Genomic DNA, 18,172 nt, shown 5'->3' on the forward strand with positions numbered 1-18,172 from the left:
ATGGGAATTCATCCGCTTTCTGGCGGTCGGGGTTCTGAATACCATCTTCGGCTATGCGCTTTACGCGTTGCTTCTGACCTTTGGTCTGGCTCCGCAACCGGCACTGGCGATTGCCTATTTCGGGGGTGTGATCTGGAACTACATGACTCATGCCCGGCTGGTCTTTGGTACCCGCGGTATTTCGCAATTACCCACCTATGTCCTGGCCTACCTGTCGCTTTATGGGGTGAATGCGCTTGGGTTGCAGGCGTTGCTGAGCGCCGGGCTGTCACCCTTTATTGCACAGGGAATACTGGTGCTGCCCGCAGCTGTCCTGGCTTATATTCTGATTGGCCGGGTTCTGACCGGGCATTTTCCGTGGTCGCGAAAAGCCGGATGACCCCGCATCCTTTACGCGGATGAAGTGCGATCTGTGACACTTGAACTGTCCGAAGCGGGTTCGATATTAATCCGCTCCTGCTCGATCACAACCGGCCCGCCCCGGACCTGATTGTGAATCGCGGTTATGTATTCCCCGAGCATTCCAATGAACAGAAGTTGCACCCCTGACAGGAAGAAAAGCGAAACGATGATCGTTGTTGTCCCGCGCGGGGCCAGATTGGGTTCAAGAAAGTATAAGACAACCGAGATCAGCGAAAACAGAACACAGATGGTGGCGATGACCAGGCCGCTGAGTGTGCAAAAACGCATCGGCGCCCGGCTGAAGGCAAAAATGGCGTTGAGCGCCTGATCTGTCATTGCCAGCAGGCTGTGTTTGGACAGGCCCCGGGCCCGGGCCTCCCATGTATAAGGCACGATGATCCGGCGGAACCCGCAGGCGGCAATGATCCCCCGGATGTAGGGGTAATGGTCGTTATGCTCCAGCACCGCCTCCAGCACGCGCCGGTCGATCAGCTGGAACTCTCCGACATTGGGTCTGAGTTCCACTTCGGAAAGCCGGTTGATCGTACCATAGAAGATGCTGCGGGCGGTCCGCAGGATAAGGCCTTCCTCGCGGGTGTCCCGGGCTCCGGCTACGACGTCATAACCGCTTTCCCAAAGCGAAACGAATTCGGGGATCATTCGGGGCGGGTCCTGTAAATCCACCGGTAGCATCACCACGACCGCATCGCCGCTGACATAGCGCAACCCATTGAATGTAGACCGGAAAACACCGAAATTCCGGGCGTTGACGATGACTTTTACATTGGCGTCTTTCGCAGCGATTTCACGCAGAACATTGACCGTCCCATCCTCTGATGCGTTGTCCACAAAAATGTGTTCGCACCTGTATCCGGGTAATTGTTCGGCAAACATCGCCTTGACCGTCTCATAGCAGATGGCGACGTTGTCTTCTTCATTATAGCATGGCGATACGACGGAAATCGTTTTCATGGGCTGCTCATGAATAGAGGCTGTAAGGCTGGGACGAAGTGATACCGTTTCCAACCCTCGGATAGATCATTGGGCAGTGGGGCGGCTTGCTGCCGATGCGACTGCCGCCCCGACACTGCCATCCTCCGCATTGAGTACTGTTTTAGGGTCGATGATCACTTTATCGCCCTTAATCTCGCAGGCGACCCGCTTGAGGCTGGGCAACGTCTTACAGGCCGATTTCCCCGAATGCGGATCGAAGGGCAGGCTGTGCCAGGGGCAAACCACCTTGCCATCCTCAATCCAGCCATTGGCCAAATCGCCCCCCTGATGCGGGCAGCGTCGGGTCATTGCGATCACCGTATCTTCGGTAAGCCGTGCGACGCAAAGCGCCGCCGAAACCCCGTGAACACCGCCCACCTCCAGCGCTGACAATGGCACTTGGTAGGTATCCCCCACCTTTGTTCCGATAATCTCTGGCGGCAAGGGATCGGGTTCACCCGGAGCAAGTGCGGGCACCAGCTTGTCGCGGACCCGTTTGGCAAAGCTTGAAACGTAACCGGGTTGCATCATCGCGGGCAGTTCGGACAACGGCTTCAACACCGAAGAGTTGTTCCACCCTGAGTGAACGTAGGTATGGTGGTGCAGTTGCGGGAAAACCGGCTTGTCGATCGACAAACGGCACGAGATGGCAAAGCGTGTCTCGTTGGTACGGTTTAGGACCGATCCATGCACATGATCGGTGTGAAACATCAAAACGTCACCTGGATAAAGATCAAAGGTCCAGTTCTGGTGCAGTTTCTGCCCATCCGCCAGATTGCCTGAACGCTGGAATACATATTCGCCCTCATAATCCTCGGGATAGATCGTCATACCATTGCCCGGTCGAATCCGGCCCATGGCAAACCACAGGTTCAGGCCGTTGGACGGGCAATCAAGCCAGCTGTCGCGATGCGGCCCATGCGCGGCAATCTTGCCTTGCCCGTGATCCTTGGCAAATTCGTTGTAGGCCTTTTTGTGTTCCTGGGTCAGATCATAGGGAATATGGAAACGCACATTGGGTGTCCGTTCAAAATAGAAACTGGAAATGCCAGGGAAGGCCCCATGCATGAAACGATTTAAGAATTCATGCGCCGAGGGTTCGATTTCAGCATAAACAGCATCCGTCATCGCCGGAATGTCTTTAGCCGCAACCCATTCGTGAATGCGGTGGAACCCGTCTCGGTCCGCACGCTCAGCCGCATCTTTGTCTACACTTTTCTCAATGCCGCGCAAACTTGCCTGACGCCACATCTCGTGCAGACCGAAGGCCTGCAGTGCTTCGCGGAAAACAAAAACCTCGCCCCTGAGTATCCGGTCGGCCAGCCCGTTTCGGTCTGCGCCTTCGCCCTGGTCAAATCTCAAATCGTGGTAAGACATGGTTTCCTCCACACAATCACACTCTTAAACAAACGTCACATGCCTTTAAAAAACGCACCGCAACCGAACAGATCAAGTGGCTCAAAAGACATAGGCCAATGTCACACATGGTACGATCCTTACCATGACACGGAACATAGTAGCCGCAATTCTGCACAGAATCATGTTCTTGCGGCAAACAGAAAAACAAAGAGGACCAAAACCGCACTTTATTCGTTTTTTTGTAAACAATGTTTCCAGCCGGAATGCCGCTCCGAGGCTATCGAATCAAGGATTGGCGGCACTGGGCCTTAAAAAGCGTTGCACGCCTTTGATGGGGTCATAGTCTTCTCAACAGAAGTGGACCCGAAACACATACCAAACCTGGCCACACCGCCGGGTTGGCAAGAGGGGCACATGACGGAATCTGGGCTGCGCATAGCCATGGTGACAACCTTCTACCCGCCGTTCAATTTCGGCGGGGACGGGGTTTATGTTCAGCGGTTGGCCCGGGCTTTGGCGGCGCGCGGCCACCACGTCGAGGTTATCCATGACACCGACGGATACCGCGCCTTGTCGGGAACGACCCCCGAAGCGTCCGCTTCGGATAACGGCATCCCGGTCCACCGGCTGGCCAGCAATCAACCTGTCCTCTCAAGCCTCGCCGTACAGCAACTGGGTCATCCGGCCCGGCACCGGGCTGCGTTGCGGGACCTGCTGACAGATCGTTTCGACGTCATTCACTTTCACAATGTCTCGCTCATCGGCGGGCCGGGTATCTGGAAATATGGCACCGGGGTCAAACTGCATACCGCGCATGAACACTGGATGGTCTGCCCCACGCATATTCTGTGGCGCGACAATCGCGAGATTTGCGACAAACGGCGCTGTCTGCGTTGCATCCTGCGCCACCGACGTCCCCCGCAATTGTGGCGGGCCACCAATCTCATTTCGCGCGAGGCGCGCCACGTCGACCGGTTCCTGATGCTCAGCCAATCCTCGGCGGACAATCATCGCCGTTTCGGCTTTGCAGCGCCGATGACAGTCTTTCCGTCCTTTCTGCCCAAATCCGAGGGCAGCGCGGCAAACACCACTGAGCCGGACCAATCGCCCCCTTACATTCTGTTCGTTGGGCGGCTTGAGATTATCAAGGGGCTTCAGGACGTCATCCCTGCCTTCAACGACCTGCCGGCAGAGCTGTGGATTGCCGGCAGCGGAAATTACGAAAGCACGTTACGGGCCTTGGGAAAAGACAATCCCAGGGTGCGGTTTCTGGGGCGCAAACCCATGCACGAACTGCGGCAGCTTTATCGGGACGCGGTCGCAGTAGTCACGCCGTCACGTTGCTATGAAGTCTTCCCCATGGTGGTCCTCGAAGCTTTTCAGGAGGCGACCCCCATCGTGGCCCGGGCATTGGGCCCCTACCCCGAGATTATCGAGGCCAGCGGCGGCGGGCAGTTGTTTACCACGGCCGAGGATCTGCGGAGCGCGCTGACGCACTATATCACAAACCCGGCGGCTGCGGCGGCGGATGGGCAACGCGGTCGCAAAGCCTTTGACAGACTCTGGAGCGAAGACGTGGTGATTGGGCAATATTTTCACGAAATCGCAGCGGCGGCACGCGACCGGGGCCTTGACGACGTCGCACGGCGTGCTGCCAAATTCGCCACAGACACAAACGATGAGTTGGTCAATGGTTGAACTGTCCTCTCCCGCCAGAGCTCTGGGCTGCGCGGGCCTGACCGGGCCAGCCAGCATCGCGTCCGGTGTTCTGCCTGTCAGGCCCGGGCGCACTTCGGAAAGGTCGTGATGGGAGCCGCCGCGACAACAGATATCCGGCAAACCGACCCTCTTGCGCCTGCGGACATCGTCCTCTTTCTGGCGCTTCTTGCCCTGATGCCGTTGATGGGCACCCTGTTCGGCTACGGCAGTCAGGCCGAACAATTTCCGATCGTCGAACGCTTGCGCAATCCGGATTTTCTGGCGGGCGATTTCTACGTGAACAGTGCTGCCCAGTTCGGCCCGCGGGTTTATTACGCACATGTCCTGGCCTGGATGCAGGACATTCTTCCTTTGCCGCTGATCACGCATGGTCTTGCGGTTCTTTGCAATTTTGCCCTGGCTTCGGTGACCTATTACGCAGCGACGCGCCTGCTGCACACCAATGCTCTGGGTGGTCTGCTGGCTGCGGTTTTTGTCGTGACCAATGGCAGCTTTTCCCTCGGTCTGGCCGGTTATCTGAGGTTCGAAAGCTTCCAGCCCGCGAACCCGGCTATTCCGCTGGCGTTGATCGGTATGGTGCTGCTGGTCAAATTGCGGCCGTTTCGGGCCCTGGGACCCCTGATCCTGTCGGCTCTGGCCCACCCGCTGATCGGCATGGAAATTGCGTTGATCGCCTATTGCGCAACCGGGCTTGCCATATTGTTGCGCCCGCCCGAGGCAGGCATTCTGCGCAGCCTGGCGCCCGCTGTCGCGTCTGGTCTTCTTTTCGCGATCGCCATGTATCTGGCGTGGATTTTGCCCATGTCCGACACGAATACCATTCGGATGAGCGATGCCGAGTTTTTTGAAACACTGGCGCAGTTCCGGTCGCCGCATCATTATCTGGGGCTGAGCTTCCCGCAACTGTCCTGGATGCAGGCGCTGGCGTTTGTCGGTTGCGCCGGGATCGTTCTCGCCTTTCACCAGTTCCGTCACGGCCTCAGTCGCGAGGTTCTCGCCCTGTCTCTGGCGGCTCTGATCGTATTGGTGCTTTGCGCTGCCAGCCTTTGGTTTGTCGACATGATGCAAAGCCGGCTCTGGGTCACTGCGCAGGTTTTCCGAATGTTGATGGTGGTTAAGTGGGTTGGTTTGCTTGCCTTTGGCTGGCTGGTCGCAGACTGGATTAGTCGGGATCGCCTTGCGGGGGTCATCATGGCAGGCTGTCTGGCACTGGCCACAGCAGACGCACAGCCCTATGCGATCTTATTCGTGCTGATTGCCGCAGGGGCGCTGGTGATGGGGCCGCGCTGGACCAGCGGGTCTGTCTGGGCCGTGATACGCTGGGCAGGTCTTGCGGTGTTGATCCTGCTGAGCCTTGCCGCCCAATACCGGTATGGTCTGACACAGCAAAGCTTGCGGGCCCTGCTGGCACTGACTGCACTGGCTCTGATCGTCGCACCGCGTCCGGGCAAACCGGCAGGAACCATTCTGGCAACCCTTCTGGTTGCGGTGACACTGACCGCAACGGCGTTGACGCGTGACAGGGGGCTTTTAGGTCTGGACGCGCTGCGGACCCAGTTGATCTGGGCTGATCTGAAGGGTGACAATTTCGAAATCTCTCGCGCCGCATCTGATCTGAGCCCGCCCGATGCGATCTGGCTTGTGCCGCCCGATTTCGAATCCTTCCGCATAATTTCGGGCCGGGCCATCGTTGTCGATCACACATCGATCCCATTCGACGACGCAGCAATGCGTGAATGGCGAACCCGCATGGAGGCCATTCATGGCCCGGTGGACGGTGGTGGCTTCACCGCCCTGCGTGCAATGAAACAAGTCTATCGGGACGGAATCGACTGGAGCGCGGTCGCACGGCGTTACGGCGCCGACTATGCGGTCCTTCATGCCGAGACGCCCTGGCCCGGCCCCATTCTGTTCGAAAATGACAGCTTCAAGGCCATAAGGCTGGACAGTTCGGAGCAATAGGGCTGACAATAAATTTTTGATTAGAGTTCAAGGAGAAACGGAATGCGTATTGGCGTTGTAGGTGCTGGCAAGATCGGCAAATTGCGGGTGCAGTCGATCATCGCGGACCCTACTGCTGAACTGGCTGCTGTTGTTGACGTGAACCTGCAGGCAGCAGAGGCGGTCGTCGAAGGCACATCCGCCACGGCATATTCGGATCTTAATGCGTTTTTTGATGCCGGGATGGATGCCGTGATCGTTTCAATCCCTCCGCATCTGCATGAGGACGCATGTGTGGCCGCCTTTGCCCGTGGTTTACATGTGTTATGCGAAAAACCGCTGTCAAATACGGTTGCGGGCGGGCAACGGATTGTCGATGCCGCCAAGAACGCGGATCGCATCCTCGCCGTGGGATTCAACCTGCGCTACTACCCCTTCGTGCGCTTCGCGCGCGAAGCGGTGGATATGGGAAAGATTGGCAAAATCGATCATGTGCGCATCTATGGGGGCCATAACGGGCTCCATAACTTTGGTCATGACTGGGAATACAAAATGCCGGAATCAGGCGGCGGCGCCATGATGGATATCGGCATCCATATGACCGATCTGGCCCGCTATTTCCTAGGTGAAATCACCTCGGTCTACGGGGTCATGACTGAAAACATCTGGCACGTGAACGGGTCAGAAGACAACGCCATGGCGGTTTTCAGAAATCCCGACGGGATCACCGCCACCTATCACGCGACCTGGGCCGAGTGGAAAGGCTATAAATCTTTTGTCGAGATTTACGGAGACAAAGGCATGGTACGGGGCGCGTATGCGCCAATGCAAAATCTGTTGATCTCCAAGCCGGCGACGAACGGGCCGGAAACCAGGCAACGCAAATTCTATCCCGAAATCATGATCCGCGAAAAACTGAAAACCTGGCAATCCACCTGCCTGCTTTCATTTCAGGACGAATTGCGCGATTTTCAAAGAATGGTTGCAGGGCATTTTGACGTGCCACTGGCCGATGGCCATGCGGGCCTGCGGGCGTTGCAGGTGGCTGCCGCGGTTCGCGAAAGCACTGTCAGCGGACAGGTCGTGGCGCTGGAAAATATTGGTAATATGCAGGAACAGAACCGGTAATCGGACATGACATTCAGGGGGGGATGGCAATCATTTCAATTCGGAAGTTCGCAGTTCTCGCCACCTTGGCTTTGTGCCTGGTAATCGCAGGCTATGCGGGGCTGGTTTGGCATGTCTATCTAAGGGGCAGTGACCCTGCAGAAGCCCCAACAAAAGAGACCTATAAATATACACCCGAACTGCAAGTCATCGCGCTGCATGATGGTTTCTTCGTATTGAGAGGGGCTGGAGGGAATATCCTAGTTTCAACCGGACATGACGGGACTCTATTGGTCGATTCCGGAGATGTGAACATGACCGCCAGCGTTTTAGCAGCCCTTGAAACCATTAACGCTGCTAATGTCGACATAGTCATCAATACCCATTCTCATGGCGATCATCGTGGCGGCAACTCCACATTCAGCCGTATGGGGGCCGAGATTATTGCGCATCGTGCGACATACGAAAACATCAAGACCGACACCTATACCACGTTCGAATTTGAAAGCCTGCCAAACTTTGTATTCGACACAGATCACAGCCTTACTTTCAATGGACAGGACATCACCCTGACCCATATCCCATTGGCGCACACGAACGGTGACATCATCGCGCATTTCAGACAGGCGGATATCATCGCTGCAGGTGACGTTCTGATAACAAACGGCCTGCCCTTCATCAGTATCGGCGGCGGCGCAAGCCTGAACAGTCATCTGGCCGGGTTAAGGACACTTATGCACCATGTGAACGATGCGACGACACTCATCCCGGGGAATGGAGAGGTAAATGTCGGACCAACCGAATTAAAGGAAACACATGACAAGCTGCAGGACATTCGCAACTATCTGATCTGGCTGAAATCCCGCAATATATCGACGCGGTATGTCCCGCTGTTCCATCCGCTCTACGCCTGGCCTGCCGAAAAACGCAAAGGACAGGGGTGGGAGAAATTCTGGGTCCGGATGATCTATGCCACGCTGCCCGACACATCGCCATAACAACGCCGGAAGCTGTCTTCACCCAGCTTGGCGGCATGGTCCCAGCTGAATTTGGAAGCGCGCGGCAGAGCGGCGGCTGTCACGGTCCGGCGCAACCCGGAATCGCTGAAAAACCGCAGAATTGTATCGCGGATCGCCCCCAGATCTTCGGGATCGAAATAAAGCCCTGCATCCCCCACCACTTCGGGCAGGCTGCCACGGTCGGATGACAATACCGGAATACCACAGGACATCGCCTCGACCGCAGGTAGGCCGAACCCTTCCCACAAAGAGGGAAAAACCAGTGCGGCAGCAGACGCAAAAAGTTCGACCAGTTCTGCGTCCGGGACATATCCCGTAAAGGTTACGTGCTGTTCGAGCGGCGGGTTGTCCCGGACAAAGGCCATCAACTCGGGGACATTGTCCCAAAAGCCCTTGCCCGAGGTGGAGCCGACAATGGCCAGGTGCACATCCGGGCGCTCTTGTACGATATGCGGCATCGCCCTGAGCAGGCCCAGAATGTTCTTGTGTGCGTTCATGCCACCCACGTAAACCAGCAGGTCCGATTGTTCAGGAATCCCGTATTTTGCACGGGCGGCCAGCGCTATGTGCCTGTCTTCGATGGGCCGGAAGACCGGGTCGGCAGCCTCGGTGACCACGTCGATCTTTTCACGGGGAATGTTGAGATAAGACACCATGTCATTAGCCGACGTTTCGGAAACGGTCATCGCTCGTGTCATCTGCCGCTTGGCCAGCCAGGTTTTGAGTTGCCACAGCCTGTGATTGGTTCTGGTCGGAAACAGCAGATGCGGAATCCGCTCGGCCGTCGTATCGTGAAAACAGGTCACGCAGGGCACCCGCGACAACAGCGGAAAATAGGAATAAACGGCCGGGAAATAGAACACATCGAACTGCATGCGCCGGACCAGCCTCCCCATCGTCCAGAGATACCCAGCCGAACGTGAATTGTCGCCGACCGCTGCCTCGTTCAACCCTTTTCCGGTCGCGGCGGTGACAATGTCGACCCCGTCCGGCACCGGCCAGTCCGCAGTCGGCGGCTGATCGAAAACCAGCGTGTAGCGAAGCCCGCTTTCCCGGGCGGCCAGGGCAGTAACAAATTCACGGGTAAAGCGGCCAAAGCCCCGATCATTCGACCAAGTTGTGGCATCGATTCCGATGTGGAGGGGCGGGCCTGGCATTTAATGTCCTGTTGGAAATTTCTGATTGGATAACGGCAATTGATCGGACTTTATCGAACTGACCACGCATGTATAGCCACTTGTCGACCTCTTGGCCGTCAGCATGCGCCCAAAGTCATCCGTCCTTGCCATCCTCAGGGACTGAGAGAAATATAGTTGGATCAGCGGGACCCGCTCTTCCGCGACAGAGAGGCTGAAACATGTCGATCATCGACACCGCACGTGAGCGGCTGGCGCATATCATGTCTGACCGGGGGCCCAAGCTCTTCCGGGATTTCGTGTCGTTGGTCAGCGGCCAGTCGGTCAGTATGGTGATCGGGTTTCTCGCGTTTGCCTATCTGGCGCGGGTTCTGGATACCACGCAGTACGGGGCGGTCGAATTGGCGATCTCGATCGCGGCATTCTCGGCTATCGTCATCGAGTGCGGCGCCGGAACCATCGGCGTGCGCGAGCTTGCCCGCAGCCCTGATCGCGCTCCGGATCTGGCCGCGCAGGTGCCTGCGGCGCGGCTGATGCTGGCGCTGATCGTGATCCCCGTTGTGGGGATTGCCGGATATTTCACCAATCAGGACCCCGAAGTTACGCTGCTTATCTGGATCTATGCCCTGTCTCTGCTGGCGGTTCCGCTCAAGCAGGAATGGCTATTGCAGGGGTATGAGAAAATGACCGTTGCCGCCCTGGCGCAGCCGATCCGAACCGCGGTATTCGCAGGTGGGGTCTTTCTGTTCATGGCCCCCGGCAGCAGCATACTGACGGTTGGCTGGATCGAACTGACCGCTGTCGCCATCGTGTCCGTCTACTACCTTATTGCACAATACATCTGGACAGTACCGTATCGCTTCGGCTGGCCGCCGCGCGCTGCCCTGTATTTCCTGAAAGAGGGTTTTTCGGTCGGCCTGGCCAACATGTTATGGGCCTTCATGCTCTATGCGCCGATATTCCTGCTTGTCAGCCTGGCGGATGGCGTCGGCCCGGCCTGGCTGGGCGCGGCACAGCGGATCATCATCTCGCTGATGACGCTGAGTTTTGTCTATCACTTTAATTTGTACCCGGTGATCACCCGCACCGTGCAGCACGACCGCAAAACCTGGAGCAGTGTAATGCGGTCTTCGGTTCATCTGGTTGCCTGGGCCGGGATCGCGCTGGCCCTGCTGCTGACCCTTTTGAGCAAACCGATAATGGGATCGGTATTCGGCGCGGATTTCCGTGCCGCAGGGCCGGTGCTGGCCGTACTGGCCTGGGCCGTGCCAATCCGCATGTTGTCCGGCCATGCGCGATGGTCCCTGATCGGCTGCAACCGGCAGCAATACCTGTTGTGGGCAGAAATCGCAGGCGCCGTTGTATTGGTGTGCGCAGGCGTGGCCACAATTCCGGTATTGGGCGCCACGGGCGCAGCACTGGCGTTATGCGTTGGCTTGCTGGCAAGCGGAATAGTGACCCAGATCGCAGCGGGCCGATTGATTGGTTCCATGGCACTGATCAAATCCGTGGCACCGCCACTGGCGGCAGCTTCGGCTGGGCTGGTCCTGTCACAATGGGTAACCACCGATCCGACACTGCAGCTCCTCATCTGCAGCAGTATCTATGTCGGCGTTGGCCTGACACAGATCGCACCGCTTTATAACGATTTACGACGGATCGCCTATGCCAAGGAAATACCAGGCTGATTCGAGTCCGCCTGACGGGCATCTGGAAAAGATGGAAACAATCCCACCATGGGCCCTTCATTGGGATGATTTTCTGACCCAATCAGCTGTATGCCTCAACCCCTCTTCCAGAGCGACATTTCCCCTGAAACCCAGCATCTCTGCTGCGGCCACAGACGAACCGAGCGAAATACGGATATCTCCGGTGCGGGGCTCTTCATATCGGATTTGCGGCGCGCACTGTAACACCCCGGCAAGTACGCGGATCAGATCATTGAGCGTGGTTGCCTCACCACGGCAAATATTGAACACGCCGCAATTCCCTGCGGCCGTCCAGGACATGGCCCGCATCAACGCCCCGGCCACATCAGAGACATAGACAAAGTCACGCGCCTGCTCCCCGTCTCCGAAAACAGTTATCGGCTGTCCAGAAGCCAGACGGTTGAGAAAAATACTGATTACGCCTGAATACGGGCTGCCGGGTACCTGGCGCGGGCCATAGACATTGAAGAACCGAAGCCCTGTGGCCCTGAGGCCAATTGCCGCTTTCAGAGCCTCTGCATGATGTTCCATCGCCAGCTTGTCAGCCCCATAGCCGGATATGGGGTGTGACGTTGCAGTTTCGATCAGCGGCCGGTGGGGATTGTCTCCGTAAATGGCAGCCGAAGAGGCATAGACCACGGGTACATTGGCCCGCGCCGCCGCTTCAAGCACCCTAACCGAACCGTAGAAATTCACCTTGGCGGCCTTTGCCCAGCCGTCCTGATACTGCTGCACCGACGCGATGGCAGCCAGATGAAAACATCCATCGACCCGCGCGATCAGCGCCGGAAGGTTTTCGAAGTCAGCAATATCGCCCTGAATCAGATCAACTTGTGGCGGCAGGTTAAACCGTGCGCCTGTGGACAGATTGTCCAGCACAACGACGTCGTGCCCCGCTTCGACCAGATGATCGGCCAAGTGTGAGCCGATAAAGCCCGCACCGCCAGTGACCAGATATCGCGCCATATGCTCAGGTCCTTTCCCGCCTGACCGATACCCTAACAACAATGCGGAACTGCGCCATACCCAAGGGGCCAAATCGACCGGTACAGCATCCTTGACAGCTCATGGTGCGGCCTGCACACAGATAAAGGTGGTAAGGTCGGACCATGTCCGAAGCAGTTTGTTTTAGTGTCTATTTTTACCAGTGCAGGAGTACAGCATGCCAGCACCAGACCTCTCGGTCATCATCCCATCGGTGAACAGTTATGACGATCTGAGAAACTGTCTGACCGCGCTTTCTGCACAACAATCGGCGGTTCCGGAAGTGATTGTTGTGGATCGGCTGGGCGAGACCGTGCGCAAAGCGGTGCAGCGCGATTTTCCCGATACCCGTATTCTGCCCGTGGCTGCAGACACGACGATCCCCGCGATGCGCGCGATCGGTATCGCCAATGCGACTGCACCAGCTGTTGCCGTAATCGAAGATCACGTGATCGTTCCGCCTGACTGGGCCGCCGGATGCTGGACGCCCTAGCGGAGGGCATGATGTCGTTGGCGGCGCCATCGAAAACGCGGCGACCGAAACACGGATGAACTGGGCCGCATTCCTCTGCGAATACAGCGCCTCGCTGCCACCGCTGCCAGCAGGACCTTCGGGCGGGTGCCCGAAACAATGTGATTTACCGCAAGGAAGTACTGGACCGCTATGGTGATATTCTCGCGCAGCACAAATGGGAAAATCATCTGCATGATGCGATGAAGGCAGATGGGATCACGCTGATCATGCGGCCCGACATCGTGGTCGGCCACAAGATGCACTATACGTTCTGGCTCTATTTTTCACAGCGCTTTCTCTATTCACGCTCCTATGCGGGTGCACGGGTAAGCGACGCACCTTTGCCACGCCGCCTTGCTATGGGCACGGCCGCTTTTGCCCTGCCCCCGCTGATGTTCTATCGGACAGTTCAGCGCATCTTGTCGAAAGGCACCTATGTGGGGCATCTCGTCAAATCGCTGCCTCTGCTTGTCCCATTTTGCCTGTCGTGGGGCGCCGGAGAAGTTGCCGGATACTGGTTCGGCCCGGGCAACGCGCTTAGCAAAGTCAGATAGGACGGGTCACGCATGTCACAGCCCCCCGATCTGAGTATTGTGATGACGATTGTCGATGGCGGAGCGGTACTGACACGCTGTCTGGATGCCTGTCCACACAACAGGTGATGCCAGTTCGAAGTCCTGATCCCTTATGACCACATGTCGCAGGAGGCCAGAGCTGGCCGCGCTACCACAGTTCGACTTTATTGATCTGGGTAAAATTCTGGATGGCACCGTGCCGAAGAATCCTCTGGAAATGCATGCATTCTACGACACCCGGCGGGCCGAAGCCATGAAACGGGCCCGCGGCCGGCTGATTGGCATTATCGAAGATCGTGGCGTCCCTGACCCGCACTGGGCCGAAACGATGATCCGGTTGCATGTTGAACACCCGCACGGTGTCATCGGCGGTGCTGTGACCAATGGTGTGAACCGGCTCTGGAACTGGGCGTTTCTTCTGCGACTGGCCGATACCAGCCGCCACTTTCCGAAGAAAACGGAATACGTGACCGATACGAACATCGTCTACAAAAGAGACGCGATAATGTCGGTCCGGACTCTGTGGGAGGTCAAATATCAGGAAGCGCAGGTCAATTGGGCGCTGCGTGACGCGGGGGTTGGTCTGATGCTGACGGATGCAGCCATCACCGAGCAGCTCCGACCGAAGGTCAGCATTGGCAGCCTGGCCGCCGAGCGGCTGCACTGGGCGCGCATGTTCGGTCAGGTGCGGGCGCGCGAAATCACCCGCGGGCAGCGGCTTAAACTCTGCCTGGCCATGCCACTTTTGCCCTTTGTCCTGTTTCTCCGGCACTTTCGGCGTCAGGTGGCGAAAGGCAGCCATGTAGGTAGGTATATCGGCGGCCCCCTCACGCTGTTCCTGTTGGTTTGCTGGTCGGTTGGTGAATTCATCGGCTATGTTGAAACTAGGCCGAAAGCTAGTTGAAGCCGTGTTAGAAGGATCATGATGACCCCGTTTCCCATTGACCTCATCCTTCACGACGGATGGACAGCCAGGACACGGCAGCGCAGCTGCAGGCAGTCCGCCCCGGTGACACGCTGGCTCTGAATATCCTGCCCAATGCAAATTTCGACAGCAAGGCGCTGATATCCGTTCTGGCAGACCAGCGCGATCTGGACAGCATTACGCTGCGCCTGGACCACCACATGATGACGGCCGAAGACATCACGGGGCTGGCTTTTTTCGCGCAGACGCAGGGCATCTGTTTCACGACAGATTTTATACTGAAGGACACCGATGATGTGCCGGGACATGTTCTGGGCGAGGCCGGACGGCTCAGGCAGATCACCACGACCGCAGCGGCCCTGCACGCTGCTGGCCACACGGTGCGTTGGCTGGTCCCGCTGACGCCGGGCATAGTCTATCACCTTGAATTTCTGGGCTCTCTGGCAGCAATCAACGGCGTGACCACGGTGTTGCTGCTTCAGCGCTTGGCGGTGACGGGGCAGATCTGGAAGGCGATGACCGGCTATTTGCGTGGATTTCGTTTCATATCGCCTGCTGGACGAAGAAATTGACCAGATTGCGCGCAACCGCATTCCGGCGCTCCGGCGGCTCTGCAGCGTGTTGTCGGACATGCCCGCCCCCGAGGCCGACGCACCCTGGGGCATCCTAGACAGCAAGGCCGGATATTCAGAAGAGTTACGCACACGGGGCAATCTTGGCGCGACCTTGCTGCGGCCCAGCTTCGACAAACATCGTGGCCCGGCTGCGGCGCAGGGGCTGAAGACAAAGATTGCAGACGTAGCCGATGTTCTGGGCTGCGGCGTCCCCGCGCATTTGCGCGCGCGTGTTGCGCCCGAGGCCCGCCCCGGCAGGGAAGACCCCAGAATGCCATATGTGTTGCTGATCGGTGCATATGGGGGCGAACATATCGGTGATTCGGCCATTCTGGGCGGGGTCCTGTACCGGATTCACAAGCGCCATGGCACTGCGCGGGCGATTTTGATGACCCAGCGCCCGTATCACCCCGTCATCTCATCCCCATGCTGGATGTGCCGGTCGATGTCGAGTTCAGGGTATACGCCCGCCAATATCCGTGCTGCGCTGTCTTCGGTTGATGGCGTCGTATTTGCCGGCGGTCCGCTGACCGATCTGCCCAAGCAACTGGTACGCCATCTGGAAACCGCTACCCGCCAAACGGCGGGTCTGCCGTTTGTTATGGAAGGTATCGGGCCCGGCACCTTTGTCCGCAAACCATCAGAAGTCACAGCCCGACGACTGGTGAAACTGGCCGACAGGATCACGATACGGGTGCGCGATGACGCCCGCCGCGAGATCATCCAAGGATGTGACATTGAAATCGGCCGTGACCCGGCGTTCGATTACCTGGAAACCCGGGGTGAGACACTGACACGTCTGCCGGTCCATGAACCAGCACAGATTGCGACCTTGCTGGACGGCACCGCAGGCCGACCGGTGATCGGCATCAACATCCGTCCCATCGGACACCTGTTCACACCCGCCGAGCCGGGTCGGGACCCGGCCGCGCACACCCGCGCCGTCGAAAACCGCTGCGAACGCGAACTGGCGCAGGGGCTGATGGACTACGCCCGTCAGACCGGCACTGACCCGTGTTTCGTGTTCTTTCCAATGAATGCGGTTCAGTTCGGCATGTCGGATCTGCGCAGCGCCTGGCGGATCATGCAACATCTTGAACCCGGAACCGACTTCCGGATCTGGCAGGCAGACGCGTCGCTTGACGGGGTTGTCGCCCTTCTGCGCCGGATGGATACGGTGATCGCGATGCGGTTCCACGCAGCCATTTTCGCGCTCAGCCAGGGATGCCCGGTGATCGGCATCGACTACCGGATCGGCAAGCGGGACAAGGTGGCCGCCGTACTCGCCGATGCCGGGATCGAAGAAAATTGCCGCAGGATTGATGAACTGCGCGCCGACTGGCTGTCCGAGCGGTTACAGGCCATCTGCCCCGCCAGAACCGTGGAGAATGTCACATGACATCGCGGAAGGTGCGCAGTTTTCTGTTCCGGCTCCATGCTTGGATTGGACTGAACCTGTCGATCCTGTTGTTGCTGATGCTGGCTACGGGGACGACACTGGTATTCATCACCGAGATTGAAGCCTTCCTGCACAAAGGCATGCGTGCCACCTCTGCCGTCACACAGCGCAGCGCGACACCCGGTGAAATCTATGACAGCGTCCGGGCCGCTTATCCGGATGTGAGTACCGGCTGGATCGAGCGGGACAAGGCCTCATGGATTGGGGATGCCACGGTTGTTTTCACGCGCTGGGGTGAAGAAGCCTTTGTGTGGACAGATCCGGTCACGGCCGAAGTACTGGGTTCTACCCCCCGGCTTTCGGGGCTGAACCCGATCATCCGCGGCATTCACGACAGCCTGCTGACCGGGCATCGGTTGGGTGTTCTAATTGTCAGCAGCGCATCCGTGTTTTTGCTGATCTCGATCATCACCGGGCTGATCAGCTATCGCCGTTTCTGGCGCGGGTATTTCCGGGTCCCTCCGCGCCATATGGGCACACGAGGCTGGTGGGGCGGTCTGCACCGGCTGACGGTTCTCTGGGCCCTGCCATTCCTGATCGTCATTACCCTGACCGGGCTTTTCTATTTCATCACCACAGTCGGGGTACCGGCAGGCGCCTACCCCAAAGCGGCCGAAGCAAGTGAACGGGCCGGACGGCTGCCTCCTGGGTTCAGCGGGGCCGATCTGGATCGCGCCGCCGCCGCGGCAACCGCTGCTGTGCCCGAGCTAGAAGCTACCCTGATAGTACTACCGAACCGGACAACCGACGGCATTAAGTTTCAGGGGCAAACCGATGCGCTTGTGGCAGAGGCAAAAGCAAACTCGGTGACCGTCGACCCCATGACGTTTCAAGTACTTGGCGCCTTTTCAGCCGGGGAGCTCGGTATCTGGCCCAGAGTGACTGCAATGATCCACCCACTGCATTTCGGCCAATGGGGCGGGTTTACATCCCGGGTTCTGTGGCTGATTTTCGGTGTGCTGTCGACTGGTGCCGCCCTGTTTGGCGCGCTCGTTTACGCATCCCGCGTCCTGCCACCTGCGCCGTCAGGCGCAGCACCGTCACCCGGTGTTACCCGCCGGATCTGGACAGGTATGTCGCCGGTAAAATGGCTTATGGTTCTGCTCATAATCGGCACAGCGACGCTCGGGGTATATCGCTTTGGGCCGATAAACGAGAAATGGGTTCGCCAATGGGTCCCGGTTCAGCCCCACGAAGCGCAGCTCTGGACGCGCGGAAAATTGCGGCCGGGGAAGAAATCGAAATGCGTTTTCAGTTCAAAGCAGACGACAGCACATCAGGCCACCGTTCAACTTGGTGACAGCACCGCCGAAACTGTCTGGTTCGAGCCAGATGGTGACGTGCTGGTTACAACAGCAAAGCTGCGGGCCGATGATACCGAAAATCGGGTGATCCTGACGCTCCCCGGCCTTGGAACCGAAGGAACCCGGCTGATCTGGCGTCTGGGCCGACCGGTATTATAGCAACAAATTGGGAATTGATACGAAACCTGACGCTGTAAGAGTCGAATTGAGCCAAAATCACCGACTAAGCTTCAGCATACGCTTTTGGGTGAACTCGAATGGAAAGCCACATCGGCGCAGGGGAATTAGGTAAGCAAGGGGAATTCACCTCGATGAATAAAGTGATTGAACGGACCAGCCAACGGCCAGTGAACCAACACCAGGACACCGCCGGTATGGGCTGGCGTCGTCATCCCCGCCTATAACGAGGAAA

16 protein-coding genes are annotated in these 18,172 nt (G+C 58.0%); 12 read left to right on the forward strand and 4 right to left on the reverse strand.

Going from position 1 to position 18,172, the window contains the following annotated elements; all coding sequences use genetic code 11:
* The first annotated feature begins 19 nt into the window (after positions 1 to 19).
* Positions 20 to 379 (forward strand): GtrA family protein, encoded by a 360-nt coding sequence (locus ACR3EP_RS21695; RefSeq protein ID WP_480639440.1) that lies wholly within the window; start codon positions 20 to 22, stop codon positions 377 to 379.
* Between the two features lie 11 nt (positions 380 to 390).
* On the opposite strand, the gene ACR3EP_RS21700 is transcribed toward ACR3EP_RS21695, so the two are convergent.
* Both ACR3EP_RS21700 and ACR3EP_RS21705 read right to left on the reverse strand, forming a co-directional pair.
* Entirely contained in the window at positions 391 to 1,374 is a 984-nt protein-coding gene (locus ACR3EP_RS21700) for a glycosyltransferase family 2 protein (protein ID WP_480639425.1), read from the reverse strand.
* Between the two features lie 66 nt (positions 1,375 to 1,440).
* Positions 1,441 to 2,772 carry a Rieske 2Fe-2S domain-containing protein gene (locus tag ACR3EP_RS21705; protein ID WP_480639426.1) on the reverse strand — a complete coding sequence of 444 codons (1,332 nt, stop codon included), beginning with the start codon at positions 2,770 to 2,772 and terminating at the stop codon, positions 1,441 to 1,443.
* Between the two features lie 396 nt (positions 2,773 to 3,168).
* Between ACR3EP_RS21705 and ACR3EP_RS21710 the strand changes: the two genes are divergently transcribed.
* The 4 genes from ACR3EP_RS21710 to ACR3EP_RS21725 all read left to right on the forward strand — a co-directional run bounded on the left by ACR3EP_RS21710 (position 3,169) and on the right by ACR3EP_RS21725 (position 8,519).
* The gene (locus ACR3EP_RS21710; RefSeq protein WP_480639427.1) at positions 3,169 to 4,452 is read left to right on the forward strand and encodes a glycosyltransferase family 4 protein; all 1,284 of its coding nucleotides are present in this window, start codon (positions 3,169 to 3,171) and stop codon (positions 4,450 to 4,452) included.
* A gap of 108 nt (positions 4,453 to 4,560) precedes the next feature.
* A complete protein-coding gene (locus ACR3EP_RS21715) occupies positions 4,561 to 6,435 on the forward strand; it encodes a DUF6798 domain-containing protein (RefSeq protein WP_480639428.1) in 1,875 nt (624 codons plus the stop codon).
* Between the two features lie 42 nt (positions 6,436 to 6,477).
* Positions 6,478 to 7,542 (forward strand): Gfo/Idh/MocA family protein, encoded by a 1,065-nt coding sequence (locus tag ACR3EP_RS21720; protein WP_480639429.1) that lies wholly within the window; start codon positions 6,478 to 6,480, stop codon positions 7,540 to 7,542.
* Between the two features lie 23 nt (positions 7,543 to 7,565).
* Positions 7,566 to 8,519, forward strand: coding sequence for an MBL fold metallo-hydrolase (locus ACR3EP_RS21725; RefSeq protein WP_480639430.1), 954 nt, complete (start codon positions 7,566 to 7,568; stop codon positions 8,517 to 8,519).
* On the opposite strand, the gene ACR3EP_RS21730 is transcribed toward ACR3EP_RS21725, so the two are convergent.
* Positions 8,489 to 9,697 (reverse strand): glycosyltransferase family 4 protein, encoded by a 1,209-nt coding sequence (locus ACR3EP_RS21730; RefSeq protein WP_480639431.1) that lies wholly within the window; start codon positions 9,695 to 9,697, stop codon positions 8,489 to 8,491. The genes ACR3EP_RS21725 and ACR3EP_RS21730 overlap by 31 nt on opposite strands.
* Positions 9,698 to 9,897: 200 nt before the next feature.
* Between ACR3EP_RS21730 and ACR3EP_RS21735 the strand changes: the two genes are divergently transcribed.
* Positions 9,898 to 11,364 carry an oligosaccharide flippase family protein gene (locus ACR3EP_RS21735; protein ID WP_480639432.1) on the forward strand — a complete coding sequence of 489 codons (1,467 nt, stop codon included), beginning with the start codon at positions 9,898 to 9,900 and terminating at the stop codon, positions 11,362 to 11,364.
* 57 nt (positions 11,365 to 11,421) lie between these two features.
* On the opposite strand, the gene ACR3EP_RS21740 is transcribed toward ACR3EP_RS21735, so the two are convergent.
* Positions 11,422 to 12,351, reverse strand: a complete 930-nt coding sequence (locus tag ACR3EP_RS21740; RefSeq protein ID WP_425082456.1) for an NAD-dependent epimerase/dehydratase family protein — start codon at positions 12,349 to 12,351, stop codon at positions 11,422 to 11,424.
* A 196-nt stretch (positions 12,352 to 12,547) separates the two neighbouring features.
* On the opposite strand from ACR3EP_RS21740, the gene ACR3EP_RS21745 reads away from it, so the two are divergent.
* From ACR3EP_RS21745 to ACR3EP_RS21770, 6 genes are all read left to right on the forward strand, one after another.
* Positions 12,548 to 12,862, forward strand: coding sequence for a glycosyltransferase family 2 protein (locus ACR3EP_RS21745; protein WP_480639433.1), 315 nt, complete (start codon positions 12,548 to 12,550; stop codon positions 12,860 to 12,862).
* A 140-nt stretch (positions 12,863 to 13,002) separates the two neighbouring features.
* Positions 13,003 to 13,437 carry a glycosyltransferase family 2 protein gene (locus tag ACR3EP_RS21750; RefSeq protein ID WP_480639434.1) on the forward strand — a complete coding sequence of 145 codons (435 nt, stop codon included), beginning with the start codon at positions 13,003 to 13,005 and terminating at the stop codon, positions 13,435 to 13,437.
* Between the two features lie 133 nt (positions 13,438 to 13,570).
* On the forward strand, positions 13,571 to 14,362 hold the full coding sequence (locus tag ACR3EP_RS21755) for a hypothetical protein (RefSeq protein ID WP_480639435.1): 792 nt from the start codon (positions 13,571 to 13,573) through the stop codon (positions 14,360 to 14,362).
* A 59-nt stretch (positions 14,363 to 14,421) separates the two neighbouring features.
* Positions 14,422 to 14,955, forward strand: a complete 534-nt coding sequence (locus ACR3EP_RS21760; RefSeq protein WP_480639436.1) for a hypothetical protein — start codon at positions 14,422 to 14,424, stop codon at positions 14,953 to 14,955.
* Positions 14,915 to 16,396, forward strand: coding sequence for a polysaccharide pyruvyl transferase family protein (locus tag ACR3EP_RS21765; RefSeq protein WP_480639437.1), 1,482 nt, complete (start codon positions 14,915 to 14,917; stop codon positions 16,394 to 16,396). The genes ACR3EP_RS21760 and ACR3EP_RS21765 overlap by 41 nt, the downstream gene beginning before the upstream one ends.
* Complete coding sequence (locus ACR3EP_RS21770; RefSeq protein ID WP_480639438.1) at positions 16,393 to 17,919, forward strand: PepSY-associated TM helix domain-containing protein; 1,527 nt, start codon at positions 16,393 to 16,395, stop codon at positions 17,917 to 17,919. Before ACR3EP_RS21765 ends, ACR3EP_RS21770 begins: the two co-directional genes overlap by 4 nt.
* Positions 17,920 to 18,172 lie beyond the last annotated feature (253 nt).

The organism is Ruegeria sp. BB10 (genome assembly GCF_056535725.1).